This is a genomic window from Pseudoflavonifractor gallinarum (genome assembly GCF_014982855.1).
GTDB lineage: Bacteria > Bacillota > Clostridia > Oscillospirales > Oscillospiraceae > Pseudoflavonifractor_A > Pseudoflavonifractor_A gallinarum.
In genome coordinates this window covers 85,613-106,446 of record NZ_JADCKF010000011.1, presented here as the reverse complement: position 1 = coordinate 106,446, position 20,834 = coordinate 85,613, and the positions used below count along the sequence as shown (strand labels likewise).

General features: G+C 63.5%; 17 protein-coding genes and 2 tRNA genes. 8 read left to right on the top strand and 11 right to left on the bottom strand.

Annotated elements, in window-relative coordinates; translation table 11 throughout:
* The first annotated feature begins 57 nt into the window (after positions 1 to 57).
* Positions 58 to 1,704 (top strand): PucR family transcriptional regulator, encoded by a 1,647-nt coding sequence (locus INF37_RS12525; RefSeq protein ID WP_193538617.1) that lies wholly within the window; start codon positions 58 to 60, stop codon positions 1,702 to 1,704.
* 309 nt (positions 1,705 to 2,013) lie between these two features.
* Here INF37_RS12525 and INF37_RS12520 read toward each other — a convergent pair whose 3' ends face one another.
* The 5 genes from INF37_RS12520 to INF37_RS12500 all read right to left on the bottom strand — a co-directional run bounded on the left by INF37_RS12520 (position 2,014) and on the right by INF37_RS12500 (position 5,015).
* On the bottom strand, positions 2,014 to 2,763 hold the full coding sequence (locus INF37_RS12520; protein ID WP_193538615.1) for a Rossmann-like domain-containing protein: 750 nt from the start codon (positions 2,761 to 2,763) through the stop codon (positions 2,014 to 2,016).
* The gene (locus INF37_RS12515) at positions 2,760 to 3,485 is read right to left on the bottom strand and encodes an ABC transporter permease (protein WP_193538613.1); all 726 of its coding nucleotides are present in this window, start codon (positions 3,483 to 3,485) and stop codon (positions 2,760 to 2,762) included. Before INF37_RS12515 ends, INF37_RS12520 begins: the two co-directional genes overlap by 4 nt.
* Positions 3,486 to 3,545: 60 nt before the next feature.
* Entirely contained in the window at positions 3,546 to 4,778 is a 1,233-nt protein-coding gene (locus INF37_RS12510; RefSeq protein WP_193538611.1) for a substrate-binding domain-containing protein, read from the bottom strand.
* A 68-nt stretch (positions 4,779 to 4,846) separates the two neighbouring features.
* Positions 4,847 to 4,923 (bottom strand) — tRNA-Met (locus INF37_RS12505).
* 3 nt (positions 4,924 to 4,926) lie between these two features.
* Positions 4,927 to 5,015: transfer RNA gene (locus tag INF37_RS12500), tRNA-Leu, on the bottom strand.
* A gap of 405 nt (positions 5,016 to 5,420) precedes the next feature.
* On the opposite strand from INF37_RS12500, the gene prfB reads away from it, so the two are divergent.
* The 7 genes from prfB (at position 5,421) to INF37_RS12465 (ending at position 17,164) form a co-directional block, all read left to right on the top strand.
* Positions 5,421 to 6,542 (top strand): peptide chain release factor 2, encoded by a 1,122-nt coding sequence (gene prfB / locus INF37_RS12495; protein ID WP_186963490.1) that lies wholly within the window; start codon positions 5,421 to 5,423, stop codon positions 6,540 to 6,542.
* 506 nt (positions 6,543 to 7,048) lie between these two features.
* Entirely contained in the window at positions 7,049 to 10,132 is a 3,084-nt protein-coding gene (locus INF37_RS12490; RefSeq protein ID WP_193538609.1) for an alpha/beta fold hydrolase, read from the top strand.
* Between the two features lie 92 nt (positions 10,133 to 10,224).
* Positions 10,225 to 11,913: an S-layer homology domain-containing protein gene (locus INF37_RS12485; protein ID WP_193538607.1), complete on the top strand. Its 1,689-nt coding sequence runs from the start codon at positions 10,225 to 10,227 to the stop codon at positions 11,911 to 11,913.
* Positions 11,914 to 11,955: 42 nt separating this feature from the next.
* Positions 11,956 to 14,157, top strand: coding sequence for an S-layer homology domain-containing protein (locus INF37_RS12480; protein ID WP_193538605.1), 2,202 nt, complete (start codon positions 11,956 to 11,958; stop codon positions 14,155 to 14,157).
* Between the two features lie 266 nt (positions 14,158 to 14,423).
* A complete protein-coding gene (gene ald, locus INF37_RS12475) occupies positions 14,424 to 15,536 on the top strand; it encodes an alanine dehydrogenase (protein ID WP_101691688.1) in 1,113 nt (370 codons plus the stop codon).
* A gap of 178 nt (positions 15,537 to 15,714) precedes the next feature.
* Entirely contained in the window at positions 15,715 to 16,710 is a 996-nt protein-coding gene (locus INF37_RS12470) for a lipoate--protein ligase (protein ID WP_328821078.1), read from the top strand.
* A gap of 64 nt (positions 16,711 to 16,774) precedes the next feature.
* Positions 16,775 to 17,164, top strand: coding sequence for a hypothetical protein (locus tag INF37_RS12465; protein WP_193538603.1), 390 nt, complete (start codon positions 16,775 to 16,777; stop codon positions 17,162 to 17,164).
* 329 nt (positions 17,165 to 17,493) lie between these two features.
* Here INF37_RS12465 and rplQ read toward each other — a convergent pair whose 3' ends face one another.
* The 6 genes from rplQ to rpmJ form a co-directional block, all read right to left on the bottom strand.
* A complete protein-coding gene (gene rplQ / locus INF37_RS12460; protein ID WP_101691686.1) occupies positions 17,494 to 17,835 on the bottom strand; it encodes a 50S ribosomal protein L17 in 342 nt (113 codons plus the stop codon).
* Between the two features lie 180 nt (positions 17,836 to 18,015).
* A complete protein-coding gene (locus INF37_RS12455) occupies positions 18,016 to 18,966 on the bottom strand; it encodes a DNA-directed RNA polymerase subunit alpha (protein WP_101691685.1) in 951 nt (316 codons plus the stop codon).
* 85 nt (positions 18,967 to 19,051) lie between these two features.
* The gene (rpsD, locus tag INF37_RS12450; protein ID WP_101691684.1) at positions 19,052 to 19,654 is read right to left on the bottom strand and encodes a 30S ribosomal protein S4; all 603 of its coding nucleotides are present in this window, start codon (positions 19,652 to 19,654) and stop codon (positions 19,052 to 19,054) included.
* A gap of 18 nt (positions 19,655 to 19,672) precedes the next feature.
* Positions 19,673 to 20,077: a 30S ribosomal protein S11 gene (gene rpsK, locus INF37_RS12445; protein WP_101691683.1), complete on the bottom strand. Its 405-nt coding sequence runs from the start codon at positions 20,075 to 20,077 to the stop codon at positions 19,673 to 19,675.
* Between the two features lie 13 nt (positions 20,078 to 20,090).
* Positions 20,091 to 20,459 carry a 30S ribosomal protein S13 gene (rpsM, locus tag INF37_RS12440; protein WP_101691682.1) on the bottom strand — a complete coding sequence of 123 codons (369 nt, stop codon included), beginning with the start codon at positions 20,457 to 20,459 and terminating at the stop codon, positions 20,091 to 20,093.
* Between the two features lie 20 nt (positions 20,460 to 20,479).
* Positions 20,480 to 20,593: a 50S ribosomal protein L36 gene (rpmJ, locus tag INF37_RS12435; protein ID WP_008982609.1), complete on the bottom strand. Its 114-nt coding sequence runs from the start codon at positions 20,591 to 20,593 to the stop codon at positions 20,480 to 20,482.
* Positions 20,594 to 20,834: the final 241 nt, after the last annotated feature.

Genomic DNA, 20,834 nt, shown 5'->3' with positions numbered 1-20,834 from the left:
TAAAGGGAAAACGTGCCCGTCCGGCCTTTTTTTACCCAGACAGAGGAGGTACCAGCCATGCACCGAACACCCACCGCCCCCGACCCATCCCTGGATTTTACCCTGGGAGACCTCCTCCAGCTCAGCGCCATGGAGGGGGCCCTTCTGCGCGCCGGTGCGGATCAGACCGGCCGCGCCATTCTCCGCGCCAACGTGATCGAGGGGGCACAGCTCTCCGACTGGGGCGAGGCGGGGGACTGTATCATCAGCTCGGGCTATGCCTTCCGAGGGCAGGATGAGCTGCTGCTGACCCAGCTGCGGCGCATCCGGGACAAGGGGGTGGCCGTCCTGTGCCTCAAGCCCACCCGCTTCCGCCAGGGACTGCCCCAGGCCGTGGTGAAGGAGGCCCAGGCCCTGGACTTCCCCCTGGTGGAGCTGCCCATAACGGCCATCTTCTCCAACATCGTGCAGGAGAGCATGGAGGCCCTCTTCCAGCGGGAGACCCACTCCTTCCAGGTCATCCAGGACAAGATGGAGCGGCTGCTGGGGGCCTTTCTCCGCTCGGACGACCCGGAGCAGACCCTTCTGGCCGTGGAGGAGGTCATCGCCAACCCGGTGATGATCTTTGACGAGGAGAATGAGCTTCTGGTCTCCCCCCAGAGCCGCTCCCTCCTGCTGGAGCCCCTGCAGGACGACATCATCCGCCAGCTCTACAAGCGCACCAACCGCCACACCCTCACCATCCGGCGGGAGGGAAAGAGCGAACAGGTCCCCGTCCACTTCTTCGACATCGGCGGCCCCACGGGCATCCGCATCATCATCCCGGAGTACTACGGCCCCCTCAGCCCGGTGGACCAGCAGGTCATCAACCGGGTGCGCCACCTGCTGGCCGCCGAGATGAAAAACGCCCTGGCCCTGAAGAAGCTGCGCCGGAAGTACAAGCAGCAGTTCGTGGAGAACTGGCTCTTCGGCCGCCTGGGGGACGCCATCCACATCTGCGTTGCCGCCCAGAGCGACGGGTATCCGGTCCGGGCCGACCAGTCCTACTATGTGGCCATCGTCAACCTGAACACCACCCGCTCCGCCGGGCGTTTCCGCAGCCAGGACGTGAACGTGATCCGCCACATCATCCGCAATCTGGACTCCAACATCATGTTCACCGTGCTGGAGGGGAAGCTCATCCTGGTGGTGGAGGACCGCCCCGACGCGGCGGCCTCCCTGCGGGAGCTCTCCCTCCTCACGGAAAAGCTCAACTACATCATGGACAAGGGGGACATGAGCTTCTGTCTGAGCAGCGCCTATCCGGTCCAGGACCTGCCCAAGGCCTACCAGCAGGCCCGCACGGTGAGCAGCATCAGCCAGCGCTGCGGCATCCGGGATCACATCATCACCTACGACAAGCTGGGCATCCTCTACCTCCTGGCCCTCCTGCCCGAGGACGAGGCGGTGGAGCAGTATCAGAACAAATTCCTCCGCCCCCTCCGGGAGTACGACGCCAGCCACCGCACCGCCCTGCTGGAGACCCTGCGGGTCTATCTGGAGGCCGGGTGCAACACCCAGAAGACCGCCCAGCTCCTCCACAGCCACTACAACACGGTGGTCTACCGGGTGACCCAGATCGAGCGGCTGCTGGGCCTGCCCATCCACGACGTGGAGACCCAGCTCCAGCTCCGGGTGGCCTACAAGCTGGACCAGCTCCGCTCCGCGCCCCCCGCCGAAGGATAGCAAAACCGCCCCCGGTTCCGCTTTTGGGAACCGGGGGCGTCAGCGTGTCGAAGAACTTCGACACGCTTCTCAAAAATGCAGGCCCCTTCATGCACTCGCTTGCGCTCGCACACTTGCGGCCTGAGCAGAGTGTTTTCCGACGTACACGCCGCCGGAAAACACGATTTTGACTTTTTTCCGCCGTCTGCGGACGGCGGAACTCTGCGAGGCTCTTGCAGCGCCAATCGCAGATGTACACTTTTTTGACAGTCTGACGCCCTCTGTTCCACTCATGGGGAACAGAGGGCGTTTCCATTTCATCTTATCATCTTATTTCATGCTCTCGTCGGCAAAGCAGGCCCGCTTCAGCCCCAGGATGGGGGCGGCGCCCGACAGGGTGGTGCCGAAGAAGACCACCTCTTTGTCCAGGTCCAGGTAGTCCACGATGGTGCCGTTGCACAGGGTGCTGCCGGTGCAGAGCACCAGATCGGCCCAGGCCACCGTCTCCTCCCGGCACTTCTCTCCCGAGAGCACGGGGCAGCCGTCCTTCTCCTTGCCGATGTTGTCCGGGTTCAGGTCCAGCACCCGCAGGGGGAACCGCTGGGAGAGGGCCCCGATGAGGGCGGGCTGGAAGCCCACCAGGGCGATCCTGGGGGTGCCGTAGGTCTCGGCCACCCAGTCGGCCATGTGCCGGGCGCAGAACTCCGGGCCGCCGTCCTTGCAGTGGACCGTGTTGTCGGCCCGGCCCAGGGCCTTCATCACCGCGTTGAGGGAGGCGATAAAGAGCCCCCGGGCGTGGGGATCCCCCTCCAGATCCAGGGACAGGATGTCCCGGAGGGTGCCCTCAAACCGGGCGGGGGCGTCGGTAAAGGCCTGTCCCATGGCACCCCGGAAGGTGGCCATGAGCATGACCTCCTTTCCGGTGAGGATGGGGAAATCGGTGCGCTGGGTGTGGCCGATGGCCTCCTCGGGGGTGAGGCCCCGGGCGTTGATCTCCACCCGCTCGGCCTCCATTCCCTCCTCCGCCAGTACCCCCTCCAGGGAGCGGCGGAGGGTCTCATAGAGCTCCTTTGACGTCATAGATAGTCGCTTCCTTTCCGTCCGGCCAGGCGGCTCACCCCCTGCACCGACAGGGAGAGGAGCAGGAGGAGGAGCGCCGTGGCCAGCGCCTGATCATTCTCGCCCGTGGAGATGTGGAGATAGATGCTCCCGGGCAGGGTTTCCGTCTTCATCCGGGTCACCCCCACCAGCATGAGGGTGGCCCCAAACTCCCCGATGCCCCGGCTCCAGGCCAGCAGCACCGCCGAGGCGAGGCTTGGCACACACAGGGGGAGGGTCACATACCGGAATGCCTGCATCCGGGTGGCCCCCAGAGTCTGGGCGGTGAGGGGGAGCTCCGGGTCCACCCGCTCAAAGGCCTCGGCGGCCAGGTGGATCACAAAGGGCAGGTTGATGAGCAGGTGGACGGCCACGATCCCCTTGGGGTCAAAGACGATGCGCAGCCCCAGCTCCTTGAGGGCCTTCCCGGCGGGGGAGGACCACACCGTCAACAGGCACAGACCCAGCACCAGATACGGCAGAGACAGGGGGAGCTCCAGCACCGCCCGGGCCAGTCCCCGGCCGGGCAGCTCCCGGCAGGCGAGCAGGTAGGCGCAGGGGATGCCGATGAGCACGCACAGCAGGGTGGACACCGTGGTGGTCCACAGGCTCAGCCACAGGGCAAAGCGGGTCTCCCGCTGCCCCAGGGCCTCCCCCAGGTGGGGCAGTCCCCCGGCCACCACCGCCCACAGGTTGACCGCCACATACCCAGCACCGCCAGCAGCGGCACCAGGCTCACCCACTCCAGGGGGTGAAAGGGGGTCTTACTCCGCCAGCTCATAGCCGCAGCCGGTCCAGATGGAGCGGGCCGTCTCCCCGGCCAGGAACTCCTCCAGGGCATCGGCGGCCTCCGGGTCGTCCGAGCAGGTCAGCCGGGCGGCGGGGATGGTCTTGATGTAGGCTTCCATCTCCTCGCTGGGCACGATCTCGGCCTCTCCCTCCTTCACGTTCTCCTTCCACACCACCACCGCGTCGCACTCATCGGCGGCCAGGGCGGTGGTCATGGCGGGGGCGGTGGTGGTCTGGGAGACGATGTCCACCTGATCGGTCAGGCCGAAGTCAGCAAAGACCTGCTTGGCGATCTTTCCGATGGGGGTGGCCTCCGGGTCACCGATGACCACCCGCACCCCCTCCCCGGCCAGGTCGGCGGGGGAGGCGATCCCCTTGGGATTGCCCGTCTGCACCGCGATCACCGGGATGTGGCGCACCAGGGGGGTGGAGTCCTCCACCAGCTCGGCCACGGGCTTGACCTCCTGCTCCGAGCCGGCAATGAAGAAATCTCCCTCCTGGGCGGTGTTGATCTGGGTCTGGATCTGGGCGGCGTTGGCATAGGTCACCTCCACCGTGCAGCCGGTCTCCTCCTCAAAGGCCTGGGCGATGGCGGAGAAGGGCTCCTTCATGCCCGCCCCGCAGAAGATGAGCAGGCTGTGCCCCTCCAGGCTCTCCCCGGCGGGAGAGGCCGTGGGCGTGGCGGCCGGCGTGGCGGGCACGGCGGACGGCGTGGGGGACGCGGCCTGGGCGGTGAGGTATTTCAGGATGCGCGCCCGGGCGCTCTTCACCGAGAGAGCATCGATCTTGTAGTATTTCTTCATATTCTGGTTGCCCACGAAGAAGAGGAGGTTCTCCAGCAGGGCCAGCCGCAGCTCCACCGGCAGCCCCTCCCCCCGCAGCTCCTCCCAGGGCACCCACCACACCCGGCAGGGCTCTTGGGTGTAGACCGTGTAGGGACAGGTGCGCCGTGGGGTGCACAGCACCTCTCCCGCCACCAGATAGCCGGGCAGGAGCTGCTGGTAGAGAAATTCCGCCCCGTTCTCCTCCAGCTTGGCCGCCCGCATGGTCCCCTCCAGCAGGATCCCCAGGCGGGCGAGGGTCTCCCCCGCCTGGATCACGATGCGCCCGGCGGGGAGCTCCTCCACGTTACCCGCCAGCCGCTCCAGGGCCGCGCCCGCCGCGCCCCGGAACAGGACGCACTCCTTCAATTGCTCCAGATCCTCCACAAAACCGCCCTCCTCCGGCGTTTGGATAAAACAAAAAGCGACTTGTCGAAACAAGTCGCTTTTCTGTATGGTTGCGGGAGTAGGATTTGAACCTACGACCTCCGGGTTATGAGCCCGACGAGCTACCAAGCTGCTCTATCCCGCGATATGGTGCCGGAGACCGGGATCGAACCGGCACGGGATTTGAGTCCCACAGGATTTTAAGTCCCGGGCGTCTGCCAATTCCGCCACTCCGGCGTTCCAGTCTCGTGCACTTCCTGAGTGCTCAATTAGAATACCACACCCATCTGTGGATGTCAAGCTTTTTTTCCAACTTTTTTTCCGCCCCCCTTAGACACATTTTGAAACGGGAAACGCATATACTGGTCTGTACGTCCCATGGACGCCCGATTCCAGACCCAGAGAAAGGAGGAGCCCTCATGCCCGATCCCGATCCCCGCCCCGTTCCGCCCGCCGCCCCGCCCAGGGAGGATGTGGACGATCTCATCTTCCGTACCGAGCCCACCGGGCCGGACTGGCTGGTCAGCCAGCGCTGAATAAGGTACTCTTTTTGCGGATTATTCACAGTTTTACTTTACATCTCGCTGTTTCTTGTATATAATAGGAAAGCTAAACCATCATCAAATAGTGAGAGTGTGTATCATGCTTCAATTTGACGAATATAAGGTAAAACTGAATAACATCGTGCCCGACCTGGACGATCTGGACCAGGCCCTGGGGCTGGAGGCCGCCGCCCGTGAGGTGGAGATGCTCGAGTCGGAGAGCGCCTCCGACGGCTTCTGGAACAACCTGGAGAAGGCCCAGAAGGTCCAGCAGCGCATCTCCCAGCTCAAGGGCAAGCTGGAGGGCCAGGAGCGCCGCCGGAATGAGTGGTCTGACCTGATGACCCTGTGCGAGATGGGCAATGAGGAGGAGGACGACTCCCTCCTGCCCGAGCTGGAGGAGGGCTTTGCCAAGCTGGAGGCCGACATCGAGGAGGCCCGCCTCTCCTCCCTGCTCACCGGGGAGTATGACAACTCCAACGCCATCCTGACCATCCACGCCGGCGCCGGCGGCACCGAGGCCCAGGACTGGGCCCAGATGCTCTACCGGATGTACACCCGCTGGGCCGAGCGCCACGGCTATGCCTGCAAGACCATGGACTATCAGGACTGTGAGGAGGGCGGCATCAAGAGCGCTACCATCACCATCTCCGGCGAGAACGCCTACGGCCATCTGAAGAGCGAGCACGGCGTGCACCGTCTGGTGCGCGTCTCCCCCTTCGACGCCCAGGCCCGCCGTCAGACCTCCTTCTCCGCGGTGGAGGTCATGCCCGAGCTCCCGGACGACGTGGAGGTGGACATCCGTCCCGAGGACATCGAGATGCAGGTCTACCGCTCCTCCGGCGCGGGCGGCCAGCACGTCAACAAGACCTCCTCCGCCGTGCGCCTGATCCACAAGCCCACCGGCGTGGTGGTCTCCTGCCAGACCGAGCGCAGCCAGTTCCAGAACCGGGACAACTGTATGCGGATGCTCCGCTCCCGCCTGGTGCAGCTCAAGATGGAGGCCCATCTGGAAAAGATCTCCGACATCAAGGGCGTACAGCTCAAGATCGAGTGGGGCAGCCAGATCCGCTCCTACGTCTTCATGCCCTACCAGCTGGTGAAGGACAACCGCACCGCCTATGAGACCAGCAACATCAACGCGGTCATGGACGGCGACATCGACGGTTTCATCAACGCCTATCTGAAGGCCAGCGCCACCGGCAACTGGGCCACGAAATAAGCAGACAAATCCCCCCATCCCCGCTCCTCCTGGGAGCGTTCGGGATGGGGGGATTTCGTTTTTATTTCCTATCCGCGAATGGTCGGATCGAGCTCGTTCAGGATGACGCCGTCCCATGAAGCCCTTGCCGAACATTCTCTGTCATAGTACATCCACCTTTCTCTGCTTTTTATGAGGATAGACGAAACATATTTCAACTGGTTCCATTTTTGCAGGGGATTCGTATGGATGAAGGAAGCCCTCCCCATGGCGAAGAATCCTGAGGCATTTTACGCTGCGCCATAACCGGAAAAACAGCGTGTGGACTGCCCTGTTTGGGTACGCTCTCCCCCGCCGCGCAATGCGCGGCGGGGCTTTTTTCTGCCACCCGTTACAGCTTTGGGAAAAAGATAGAAAATTGTATTGGGGAGTGCTTGTATTCTCGTTACCAGTTTGTTACTATTAGAGATGTCGAAGGGTCCCGGTAAGATCCGGGGCACAATAAGACGAAAGGTGGAATGTCTGAAATGAAACAGAGCAAGAAGCTTCTTTCGCTGTCTCTGGCGGCAGCCATGACCATGGGTCTGGCCGCGCCCGCCATGGCCGCGGAAGAGACGGTCAAGCCTGAGGAGGGCAAGATCGTCATTCTCCACACCAACGATGTCCATTGCCAGATCGACCAGGCAAAGGGCGAGGACGGCGCAGTCACCAATCTGGGCTACGCCGGCGTGGCCGCCTACAAGGCGGAGATGGAGGCCCAGTACGGCGCCGAAAACGTCACTCTGGTGGACGCGGGCGACGCCATTCAGGGCGGCCCCATCGGCACCCTGTCCAAGGGTTCCTACATCGTGGACATCATGAACCAGGTGGGCTATGATCTGGCCATCCCCGGCAACCATGAGTTCGACTACGGCATGGAGAATTTCCTCACCCTGGCCAAGGACAAGGCCGAGTACTCCTATCTCTGCTGCAACTTTACCGACCTGAACGGCAAGGCCGTGCTGGACGCCTACAAGCTGGTGGATTACGGCGACGTGACCGTGGGCTATGTGGGCATCGACACCCCCGAGTCCTTCACCAAGTCCACTCCCACCTACTTCCAGAACGACAAGGGCGAGTACATCTACAGCTTCTCCCAGGGCAATGAGGGCAAGGACCTCTACGCCGCCGTGCAGAAGGCTGTGGACGACGCCACCAAGGCCGGCGCCGACTACGTGGTGGCCCTGGGCCACCTGGGCAACGAGGGCTCCACCGACGTGTGGACCTCCAAGTCCGTCATCGCCAACACCACCGGCATCGATGTGTTCATCGACGGCCACTCCCACGAGACCTATGACGAGACCGTCAAGAACAAGGACGGCGAGGAGGTCACCCTGGCCCAGACCGGCACCAAGCTGGCCAACCTGGGCAAGGTGGTCATCGACACCAAGACCGGCGATGTGACCACCGAGCTGGTCTCCGGCTATGACAAGCAGGACGCCGACACCGCCGCCTTCGTGGCCAAGGTGAACGACGAGTTCTCCGGCGTGCTCCAGAAGGTCGTGGCCAAGTCCGACGTGGCCCTCACCACCAAGGACCCCGCCACCGGCAACCGCGCCGTGCGCAACGCCGAGACCAACCTGGGCGACCTGTGCGCCGACGCCTACCGCGTGATGCTGGGCGCTGACGTGGCCTTCGTCAACGGCGGCGGCGTGCGCGCCGACATCGACGCGGGCGACATCACCTACGAGGACATCATCAATGTCCATCCCTTCGGCAACGAGGCCTGCCTGGTGGAGACCACCGGCCAGGACATCCTGGATGCTCTGGAGATGGGCGCCCGCCTGTATCCCGAGGAGAACGGCGGCTTCCTGCAGGTCTCCGGCCTGACCTACACCATCGATCCCTCCGTCCCCTCCGGCGTGGTCCTCAGCGATGAGGGCGAGTTCGTCAAGGTGGAGGGCGCCTACCGGGTCAACAACGTCATGGTGGGCGGCGAGCCTCTGGACGTGAACAAGACCTACACCCTGGCTTCCCACAACTACATGCTCAAGAGCGGCGGCGACGGCTTTGTGATGTTCAAGGACGACAAGCTGCTCAAGGACTCCGTCATGATCGACAACGCCGTGCTCATCAACTACATTGTGGACGAGCTGGGCGGCGTGGTGAGCGACGCCTACGCCGATCCCAAGGGCGACGGCCGCATCACCGTCAAGGAGGGCACTGCTGTGCAGCCCGCCCCCACCTTCACCGACGTGGCCGAGAATGCCTGGTACGCCCCCGCGGTCTCCTATGTGACCTCTGAGGGCATCATGAACGGCACCAGCAAGACCACCTTCGGTCCCACCGGCACCGTGACCCGCGGCATGGTCTATCAGACCCTGTACAACATGGCCGGCAAGCCCACTGTGACTGAGCCCGCCACCTTCACCGACGTCTCCGGCAAGTGGTATGCGGACGCTGCCGCCTGGGCCGAGGACGAGGGCCTCACCACCGGCGTGAGCAAGGGCGTCTTTGGCGGCGAGAGGGCCATGACCCGCCAGGAGCTGGCCAAGGTCTTTGCCGACTACGCTGCCCAGAACTGCATCCTGCCCACCGAGAGCGCTGACCTGAGCACCTACTCCGACGCCGACGCCGTGGCCTCCTGGGCCAAGGAAGGCGTGGAGGACGCCGTGGCTCTGGGCATCCTCTCCGGCAACAAGGGCAAGCTCAATCCCACCGGCACCGCTCAGCGCGCGGAGCTGGCTCAGATCCTCAAGAGCTTTGACGCGCTGGAGCCCACCTACACCGAGACTGTGGTCTCCATCCCCGTGGCGGCTCAGGACGGCATCCCCGCCCATGACATCCCCGCCACCGTCACCATGCCCACCGCCGCCTCCAAGGACGCCAAGGTCCCCGGCGTGGTCATGCTCCACGGCACCGGCTCCAACCGTGAGGAGGCCGGCAACGGCTACGCCATGGCCGCTCCCGTGATGGCCACTCAGGGCATCGCCACCATCCGCATCGACTTCATGGGCAACGGCGAGTCCAAGGCTGACTATGTCAACTACAACAACACCTCCGCCGTGATCGACGCCAAGGCCGCCGCCGACTACCTGGCCGGTCTGGAGACCGTGGACGCCTCCAACCTGGGCGTCATGGGCTGGAGCCAGGGCGGCACCGACGCCCTGCTGGCCGCCGAGGCCCATCCCGACACCTTCAAGGCCGTGGTCACCTGGTCCGGCGCCCTCTACCTGGGCATGACCGAGGACGAGGACTTCCAGGCCGCCTACGAGACCGCCAAGAAGGACGGCTACTATGAGCAGACCTACGACTGGCGCGAGCCCCTGCACATCGGCGAGCGCTGGTACAAGGAGATCGCTGAGACCGACATGCTGAAGGTCACCGCCGGCATCAAGGCTCCCATCCTGGCCATCAACGGCAAGAACGACACCACGGTCACCCCCGACAACGCCGAGAAGATCGTGGAGGCCTCTGCCAACGATGCCAGCGAGGTGCTGCTGGTGGACAACTGCGACCACACCTACAATGTGTTCTCCGGTGACTTCACCGCTCTCTTCCAGACGGTGGACGCCACCATCGCCTTCTTCCAGGCTCAGCTCATCCCCGCCGCTGCGGACGCTGCCGCCTGATCCAACTGCATCTTACCCAGTCTGCGGGGCCGGCCGAAGGGCCGGCCCCCTTTTGTCCCCACTTGATTAACGGAAAGGTATGTGAATCAGCCATGAAAAAAACGCTCACCCTGGCCCTGACCGGCGCCCTGGTCCTCTCTCTGGCTGCCCCCGCTCTGGCAGCGGAAACCTCCGCCTTTACCGATGTGGCGGAAAAAGCCTGGTATGCTGACGCGGTCTCCTATGTGACCGCCGAGGGCATCATGAGCGGCACGGGCAAGACCACCTTCTCCCCCGCCGCCACCGTGACCCGCGGCATGGTCATCCAGACCCTCTACAACCTGGCGGGCACTCCCGCCGTGGACGCCAAGACCTCCTTCACCGATCTGGACGGCAAGTGGTACGGCACCGCCGCCGTCTGGGCCGAGCAGGAGGGTCTGGCCGCCGTCCCCGCCGACAAGACCTTTGCCGGGGACCGGACCATCACCCGGGCCGAGCTGGCCGTCCTGCTCTCCCGCTATGCCGCCCTCACCGGCGTCTCCAGTGAGGAGGGGGGCATGGCCATGCGGGAGGCCCCCGACTATGACCAGATCCCATCCTGGGCGCTGGAGGGGATGAGCTTCTGCTACTACGCAGACATCCTCAAGGGTGACAGCCGTGGGTACCTCAACCCCAACGGGGCCGCCCAGCGCGCCGAGCTGGCCCAGATCCTCATGCAGTTCTCCTCCCTCACCCAGACGGAGGCCCCCGATCCCATGTCGGGCGCCGTCCGGGAGATCGAGAAGTACGGCCATGCGGTGCTGGACATCTCCATCGCCGACTTTGAGAAGGCCGGCTTTGCTCTGGGGGACACGGTGGACGTGGTCTTTGACAACGGCTACACCCTCTCCGGTATCCCCTACTTCAACGGCTACTACGTGGACAAGGGAGAGGCCATGCTCCGGGCCTATCCCGGCGATACCTACCTGGCCGTGTGCATCAACTACGGCAAGCTCAACGAGACCGCGGGCGTGCAGGTGGGCAGCACCGCCACCATCTCCCTGGCCCAGAAGGGCGCCGAGAGGGACACCCAGGAGCTCAACTCCCTGGTCTACACCGATGAGCGCTCCGACTACTCCAGTGACGCCGTCTTTGCCAACTTCCGGGCCGTCACCGTGGGCGACATCGCCGAGGGTGCTCTCTACCGCTCGGCCAGCCCGGTGAACAACGAGCACGGCCGTGCCTCCTATGCCGACGCCCTCATCCAGAAGGCCGGGGTCAAGACCGTCCTCAATCTGGCCGACCACAAGGAGGACATCGACGGCTATCTGGCCGCGGAGGACTTCGCCTCTCCCTACTACAAGAGCCTCTATGAGGCGGGCAGCGTCATCCCCCTGGGCATGCCGGTGGACTACTCCTCCGAGAGCTTCGGCGCGGATCTGACCGCCGGACTGGCCAAGCTCTCCCAGCAGCCCGGCCCCTATCTGGTCCACTGCACCGAGGGCAAGGACCGGGCCGGCTTCACCTCCGCCCTGCTGGAGTGCCTGATGGGCGCCAGCCTGGACGAGGTGGTGGCCGACTACATGGTCTCCTATGAGAACTACTACGGCGTCACCCAGGCGGGCCAGCCGGAAAAATACCAGCTCATCGTGAAGAACAACATTCTGGATATGCTGCGCACCATCGCCGGTGTGGAGAAGGACGCCGATCTCTCCGGCGTGGATCTCCAGGCCGCCGCGGAGGACTACCTCACCGGCTTCGGCATGACGGCCGAGCAGCTCACCGCCCTCAAGACCAATCTCTCCACCCCCGCCTCCCACTGATGGAACCAAGATGTATGGAAATGAAAGGTATGTGAAACAGCCATGAAAAAGCCTCTTTCTCTGGCGCTGACCGGCGCCCTGGCACTCTCTCTGACCGCCCCCGCTCTGGCGGCTGAGGTTGCCTCCTTCACCGACGTGGCCGAAAACGCCTGGTACGCCGACGCAGTCTCCTATGTGACCGCCGAGGGCATCATGAGCGGCACCGGCAAGACCACCTTCTCCCCCGCCGGCACCGTCACCCGCGGCATGGTCTACCAGACCCTCTACAACCTGGCCGGCAAGCCCGCCGTGGCCGAGAAGGCCACCTTCACCGACGTCTCCGGCACCTGGTACGCCGACGCCGCCGCCTGGGCCGAGGACGAGGGCCTCACCACCGGCGTGAGCAAGGGCATCTTCGGGGGCGAGCGCTCCATGACCCGCCAGGAGCTGGCCAAGGTCTTTGCCGACTACGCCGCCTCCAAGGGGGTCAATGCCGCCAATGCCGATCTGAGCACCTACGCCGACGCCGACGCCGTGGCCGCCTGGGCCAAAGACGGCGTGGAGCGGGCCGTGGCTCTGGGCATCCTCTCGGGCAGCCAGGGCAAGCTCAATCCCACCGGCACCGCCCAGCGCGCCGAGCTGGCCCAGATCCTCATGACCTTTGACGGCCTCACCGCCGAGACCCCCGCCGAGGACTACATTGCCGCCCACGCCGCTGACTTCTTCCTCACCGGCAAGACCGAGTATGCCATCCAGGGCATGATGGTCTCCAAGGACACCTCCTTCCACAACGATCTGGAAAATGTGGACTACACCGCCACCGACGACGGGGTGAGCGTGGTCCTCAAGGGCACCGTGGGTGAGCAGTGGATCGCCAAGCTGGACAAGGTCCTCAAGACCTACACCAAGGCTGACGGCTCCGCCCTCACCGCCGAGGACTTCACCGGCAGCAAGGACACCTTCATCGACCTCAAGACCAAGGCCGAGCCCGACACCAACTTCGCCTGCTTCGTGCCCGCCGACGTGCGCCTCACCGTGAACACCGCCTGGGGCGATGTGCTCCATGTGAACGATCCCTCCTCCGAGCACGGCTACGGCGACTATCTGGTCTGCCCCAACAAGGACGGCAAGCCCGACTTCTCCGACGTGTGGGTGGTCAACGGCGCCGTGTTCGGCAGCACCTATGACGTGAGCCGCGGCCCCGTGGTGGGCCGTGTGGCCGCCGTGGAGAAGTACGGCAACCTGGACCTGGACATCAAGCCCGAGGCCCTCTACACCGCCGGCCTGGAGCTGGGCGACGTGCTGGACGTGACGGTCAACGGCGTGAGCCTGGCCATCCCCTTCTGCACCGCCTACAGCGATGTGAATACCGGTGAGACCGTGGTGCGCGACAACCAGGAGAGCGACCTGCTGGTGGTGGCCATCAACATGGGCAACTTCGCCGAGACCTACGGCGTGGACGAGGGGGATGTGGTCTCCTTCGCCCTGGCCGAGAAGGCGGGTTACCTGGGCCAGTATCAGGCCCATCAGCTCCAGCGCACCAATGAGCGCAAGGACTATTCCTCCGACGAGGTCTTTGCCAACTTCCGCCCCGTGGTGATGGGTGACATCGCCGAGGGCGTGCTCTACCGCACCAGCAGCCCCGTGAACCCGGAGATCGGCCGTGCCTCCTATGCCGACGACCTCATCGAGAAGGCCGGTATCCAGACCGTCATCAACCTGGCCGACGATGACGCGGCCATCCAGGGCTACTTTGCCGCCGAGGGCTTCGACTCCCCCTACTACAAGGGCCTCTATGAGGGCGGCCATGTGATCGCCCTGAACATGGGCGTGGACTACAAGTCCCAGGACTTCCAGTCCAAGCTCAAGAGCGGCCTGGAGTTCCTCATCGCCAACGAGGGTCCCTATGCCTTCCACTGCAACGAGGGCAAGGACCGTGCCGGCTTCACCGCCATCCTGCTGGAGTCCCTGATGGGCGCCACCCAGGAGGAGATCGTGGCCGACTACATGGTCTCCTATGAGAACTACTACCACGTGCAGAAGGGTTCCGAGCAGTACAAGCTCATCGCCCAGGTGGCCGAGGGCATGCTCCGGGATATGGCCGGTCTGGAGAAGGACGCCGACCTCTCCAAGGTGGACCTGTCCAAGGCCGCGGAGGACTACCTCCTGGGCATTGGCCTGACCGCGGACCAGATCACCGCCCTCAAGACCAACCTCTCCACCCCCATCGTCGGGTCAAAGTCCGTACCGTTCCCCCAGGCCTAACGGCCAGGGCTCACTTCACTCCCTTGCCCCTCCTCTCCCAAACAAACCCGCTTCGCTGGGCTTCGTTTGGGTTCCCGGGCGGGCCACTCACTTGCAGCCTTAAGGGCCGCCCCGCTTGTTGTGGGGCGGCCCTTTTCTCCCCTCAAAAATGGGGGTTCCCCTTTGGGGCAGTTTGTAGTATGATGGCATTGTAACCAAAGTCACTTTCGAATATTGTTTATTTTTCAGACAGATAATACAAACCACAGGACAAGGAGGCTTATGCTATGGTCATCGGCGTGGTGAAAGAGATCAAGAACCGGGAATTTCGAGTGGGCCTGACCCCGGGCGCGGTCAGCTCCTTTACCCGGGCGGGGCACCGGGTGCTGGTGGAGCGGGGGGCCGGACTGGGTGCCGGCTTCTCCGACGAGGAATATGTGCAGGCCGGGGCCGAGCTGACCGACGGCGCCGCCCCGGTGTGGGCACAGGCCGGGATGATGGTCAAGGTCAAGGAGCCCATCCCCAGCGAGTACGGCTATTTCCGTCCGGGCCAGATCCTCTTCACCTACCTCCACCTGGCGGCCGACCAGCCCCTCACCCAGGCCCTGCTGGACGCCCAGGTGAAGGCGGTGGCCTATGAGACCATCGTGGGCCGGGACGGCTCCCTCCCCTGTCTGGCGCCCATGAGCGAGATCGCCGGGCGGATGTCCATTCAGGAGGGGGCCAAGTACCTGGAGAAGACCTACGGCGGCCGGGGCGTCCTCCTCTCGGGGGTGCCCGGGGTGGAGCGGGGCAATGTGGTCATTCTGGGCGGCGGCACCGTGGGCGCCAACGCCTGCAAGATGGCGGTGGGCCTGGGGGCCAATGTGACGGTGCTGGACGTGAATCTGGCCCGCCTGGCCTACCTGGACGACATCTTCCCCCGGCAGATCACCACCCTCTTCAGTACGCCCGATAACATCCGCCGCTCCATCGCCCAGGCCGACCTGGTGGTGTGCGCGGTGCTCCTCCCCGGCCGGGCGGCCCCCAAGCTCATCCGCCGGGAGGATCTGGCGGTGATGAAGCCGGGGGCGGTGCTGGTGGACGTGGCGGTGGACCAGGGCGGCTGTGCCGAGACCACCCACCCCACCACCCACGACGATCCTATCTTCACGGTGGACGGCGTGGTCCACTACTGTGTGGCCAACATCCCCGGTGCGGTGGCCCGCACCTCCACCCTGGCCTTGGTCAACGCCACCCTCCCCTACGGTCTGGCCCTGGCGGAACGGGGCGTGGAGGAGGCCTGTCGGGCCGACGCCGGCCTTCTGGCGGGCGTGAACTGCTATGCCGGACGGTGTACCTGCCGGGGCGTGGCGGAGGCTCTGAACCTGCCCTACACCCCGCCGGAGACCCTGTTCTAAATTTTGGTCCCCCGCTTCTTTCCCGAGGCGGGGGACCCTTTTGTTTTTCCTGCTCTTGCCAAGGACAGGCCTTCATGCTAAAATGAACTCGTTCGTTTATCCCTTTCACCGCTTCCCCTCTCCGGGGCCGGTGCCGCTCCTATCCATCCCACGACCGAACCGAAAGGGGAAATCCGCCATGATGTACTACATTGAAAGTCCCAGCAACGACCCCCACTTCAACCTGGCTCTGGAACAGTATGTCTTTGACCAGCTGGACCAGACCCACGACTATTTCATGCTTTGGCAAAACGACAACGCCATCATTGTGGGCAAGCACCAGAACACTCTGGCGGAGATCAACGCCGCCTATGTGAAGGAGCACAATATCCACGTGGTCCGGCGGCTCTCGGGGGGCGGCGCGGTCTATCACGATATGGGCAACATCAATTTCACCTTTATTGCCGACACGGGGGACGCCTCCAAGTTCGACTTCTCCACCTTCTGCCGCCCGGTTGTGAAGGCCCTGCACAGCATCGGCGTCCCGGCGGAGATCAACGGCCGCAACGACATGACTCTGGACGGGAAGAAGTTCTCGGGCAACTCCCAGTACATGAAGCACGGCCGGGTCATGCACCACGGCACCCTCATGTTCCACTCCGATCTGGAGGTGGTGAGCCAGGCTCTGGCGGTCTCCAAGGACAAGATCGAGTCCAAGGGCCTCAAGTCGGTGCGCAGCCGGGTGACCAACATCAAGCCCTATGTGCAGGAGGACATCACCACCGCCGACTTCTTCCGCATCCTGCGGGAGTTCATGTTTGAGGAGTATCAGCTCCAGCCCTACGTCCTCACGGAGGAGGACCTGGCCGCGGTACGGGAGCTCCAGCACCAGGTCTACGACCAGTGGGATTGGAACTTCGGCCGCTCTCCCGCCTGCCAGATCCAGAAGGAGCGGCGGGTGGAGGGCTGCGGCAAGCTGGAGATCCACATGGACGTGGCCCGGGGCGGGGACATCACCGCCCTCTCCTTCTACGGGGACTACTTCGGCAACGGGGACGGCCAGGAGCTGGCCGGACGGCTCATCGGGGTCCCCCTGGAGGAGTCGGCCCTCCGCGCCGCCCTGGAGGGTGTGGACATCGGCCACTACTTCAACGCCATGGATCTGGATACCTTCCTGTCCATCCTGCTCCAGTAAGCCCCACGGTCGGAGGATTATGCGCATCTCACACCGGAAGCCCACGTGAAAAGGAGGCAGCGCCATGAAACACATTCGATCCATCCTGTGTCTCTTCCTGGTTCTCTTCGCTTTGGCTGCATGCAGCCCCGCAAGGAAGGACCCTCTGCACCTGGGGATCAACGCGGTCATCACCCGGATCGACGCCGCAAATGAGACCATTACCGTCCGGGACAGTGACGAAGGCGGACCTTTGGGAGAGGCCTGCTCCATCGACTGCTCGGAAATCTTCCTCATCTATTGCAACTATGAGACCGGCGATGTGAAGGACATCTCCTTTGCGGATTTACAAGTTGGGGACGAGGTCCTTCTGAGTGTCCGAGAGTCGGTCCTGGATGCCTTCCAGGCCGGGGAAGGCGGGGAGAGCACCCTCCAGATCGAGCAGCTGCAATTGGGTACACAGAGACTTGAATGATGCGCAAGTTCCGGCAACAGAACGCAAACCTCCCCTGCCTATCGGGCAGGGGAGGTTAATCTGTGGGTAATGTGCATTTCTGCGCTTTGTCCGCAGCGCCTCGCAGAGTTCCGCCGTCCGCAGACGGCGGAAGAAGGTCCAAATCCGTTTTTTTGAGGACATATGCCTCGAAAAAACACTTCTCAGCCCACAAGCGCGCGCGCTTTGCGCGTGCGACGCAGGGGGCTGCATCCCTTCTCAAAAATGCCTGCATTTTTGAGAAGCGTGTCGAAGTCTCTCGACACGCGAAAAATCCCCTGCCCGATGGGCAGGGGATTTTTTCAGCTCTCTTACACCAGCTGGACGATCGCCATCTCGGCGGCGTCGCCGCGGCGGGGGCCGATCTTCACGATACGGGTGTAACCGCCGTTACGCTCGGCGTACTTGGGGCCGATCTCGTCGAACAGCTTCTTGGCCACATCCTCCTTGGTGATGAAGGCGAGGGCCTGACGGTAGCTGGCCAGGTTGTTCTTCTTGGCCAGGGTCACCATCTTCTCAGCCAGAGGGGCCACTTCCTTGGCGCGGCTCAGGGTGGTCTTGATCTGACCGTTCTCCAGCAGGTAGGTGGTCATAGCGCGCAGCATAGCCATACGCTGATCGGTGGGACGGCCCAGTTTACGATGTCCGGACATATCAGTCAACTCCTATCGGTATTTCGCGCGGCGAAATCCAGTGTAAATTCGTCCTGAGGGACCCTTGGGTCCCGCCGGGAAGCGCCCCGCCGGAGCGGGGCATCACCATTGGCGTATCCGGGAGGGGACGTTACATGCCCCCGGACTGCTTCCCTGATCCGCCTGTTTGTCAGGCTGGAATCAGTTGTTCTCCTCGCTGGCCAGGGACAGACCCATCATGGCCAGCTTGTTGATGACCTCTTCCAGGGACTTGCGGCCCAGGTTGCGCACCTTCATCATCTCGTCCTCGGTCTTGGAGATCAAGTCCTCGACGGTGTTGATGTTAGCACGCTTGAGGCAGTTGAAGGAACGGACGGAGAGGTCCAGCTCCTCGATGGTCAGCTCCAGCACCTTGTCGCGCTGCGCCTCGCTCTTCTCCACCACGGTGGACTTGGAGCCCATGGTCTCAGAGAGATCGGTGAAGAGGACGAAGTGATCGCACAGGATGCGGGCGCCCAGGCTGACAGCGTCCCGGGCGGTGATGGTACCGTTGGTCCACACCTCCAGGGTCAGCTTGTCAAAGTCGGTCTGATCGCCCACACGGGTGGGCTCCACGGTGTAATTGACCTTACGCACCGGGGTATAGATGGAATCCACCGGGATCAGACCGATAACGGTCTGAGCAGGCTTATTCCGGTCGGCGGGCACATAGCCGCGGCCGTGGGAGAGCGTCAGCTCCATGTTCAGGCTGGCGTCGGGACCCAGGGTCGCAATGTGGAGGTCGGGATTGAGGACCTCCACCTCGCCGTCGGCCTTGATATCCCCGGCGGTGACTTCGCACTCACCGCTGGCCTCGATGTAGACCGTCTTGACGCCTTCGCAGTGGAGCTTGGCGATGATGTTCTTCACGTTGAGAACGATCTCGGTCACATCTTCCTTGATGCCGGGGATGGTGGTGAATTCGTGCTGCACACCGGCGATCTTGATGGAGGTGACCGCCGTGCCAGGCAGAGAAGAGAGCAGGATGCGGCGCAGGGAGTTACCCAGCGTGGTGCCGTAACCGCGCTCCAGGGGCTCGACCACGTACTTGCCGTAGGAGCCGTCTCCCGGATTCTCTACACATTCAATGCGCGGCTTCTCGATTTCTACCATGTGTTACCCTCCTTTTCGCAGCGGCGGGCCGGGCAGCCCGCCGCCTGGTTTTACAGCTCACCAATAATCGAGGGTACGCGCTCTCTTACTTGGAGTACAGCTCGACGATCAGGTGCTCCTCGATGGGCAGATCCACGTCCTCGCGGACAGGCATCTTGGTGACGGTGCCCTTCAGGGAGTTCTTCTCGCGCTCCAGCCACTGGGGCAGCAGCACGGCGGGGGCGTCCTCGCCGGTCAGGCGCTTGAACTTCACGGAGGAACGGCTGGCCTCGCGGACCTCGATCACATCGCCGGCCTTCACCAGGAAGGAGGGGATGTCCACGCGCTGACCGTTGACGGTGAAGTGGCCGTGGCTCACCAGCTGACGGGCCTCACGGCGGGTCATGGCGAAGCCCAGACGGTAGACCACGTTGTCCAGGCGGCGCTCCACCAGGACGAGCAGGTTCTCACCGGTCTTGCCGGGCATACGAGCGGCCTTCTCATAGTAGGAGCGGAACTGCTTCTCCATGATGCCGTAAACGAACTTGACCTTCTGCTTCTCAGACAGCTGCAGAGCGTACTCGCTCTTCTTCTTTCTCATCTGGCCGCCGGGATTGCGGTTGCTCTCCTTCTTGGCGTAGCCCATAGCGGCAGGAGAAATGCCCAGCGCACGGCAGCGCTTGGCGATAGGCTGCATATTCTTTGCCATTTGTACTTCCTCCTTCTCTTACACGCGACGACGCTTGGGCGGACGGCAACCGTTGTGGGGGATGGGAGTCACGTCCTTGATCAGGGTGACTTCCAGGCCCACGGCCTGCAGGGCGCGGATGGCAGCCTCACGGCCGGCGCCGGGGCCCTTCACGTAGACCTCGACGGTCTTCAGGCCGTGCTCCATGGCAGCCTTAGCGGCGGTCTCGGCAGCGGTCTGGGCGGCGAAGGGGGTGGACTTACGGGAACCGCGGAAGCCCAGGCCGCCGGAGGAGGCCCAGGACAGGGCGTTGCCGCCCATGTCGGTCACGGTAACCATGGTGTTGTTGAAAGAGGAGCGGATGTGCACCTGGCCCTTCTCAACGTTCTTCTTTTCGCGGCGCTTGCGCACCACTTTCTTGCCGTTCTTAGCAGCAGTAGCCATTGCTTATCCCTCCTTACTTCTTCTTGTTCGCGACGGTACGCTTGGGACCCTTGCGGGTACGGGCGTTGGTCTTGGAGCGCTGACCGCGGACGGGCAGGCCCTTGCGGTGACGCAGGCCACGGTAGCAGCCGATCTCGGTCAGGCGCTTGATGTCCATCGCCACATCGCGGCGGAGGTCGCCTTCCACAGTGTAGTTGTGCGCAATGCACTCGCGCAGCTTGGCCTCTTCCTCGTCGGTCAGGTCCTTCACGCGGGTGTCGGGGTTGATCCCGGTCTCAGCCAGGATCTTATTGGCGCTGGTGCGCCCGATGCCAAAGATATAAGTGAGGCCGATCTCGATCCGCTTATCCTTCGGCAGGTCAATGCCAGCAATACGTGCCATACTGTTTCAGCACCTCCTAATTAACCTTGTCTCTGCTTATGCTTGGGGTTTTCGCAAATAACCATGACTTTGCCCTTGCGCTTGATGACTTTGCACTTCTCGCACATGGGCTTCACGGACGGTCTAACTTTCATTTTAGTTACCTCCATCTGGTAGCCTGATGGCCCCGGCGGGGTGGGGGCAAGGCCCCTCGACTGCCGGTCGTTGTTCGGTACATGCGCGGACATGGGATCATGTCGCCGCGCGTTGTCACGCTATGGCGCCCGTTCGGGGCGCTTCGCGCTTCTTGTCACGCTATGGCGGCTGCGCGACGCCACACTGCTTACCGCTCCGCGAAAAACACCTTGCGCCGTTGGCGCAACTGCTTTTTCGCCT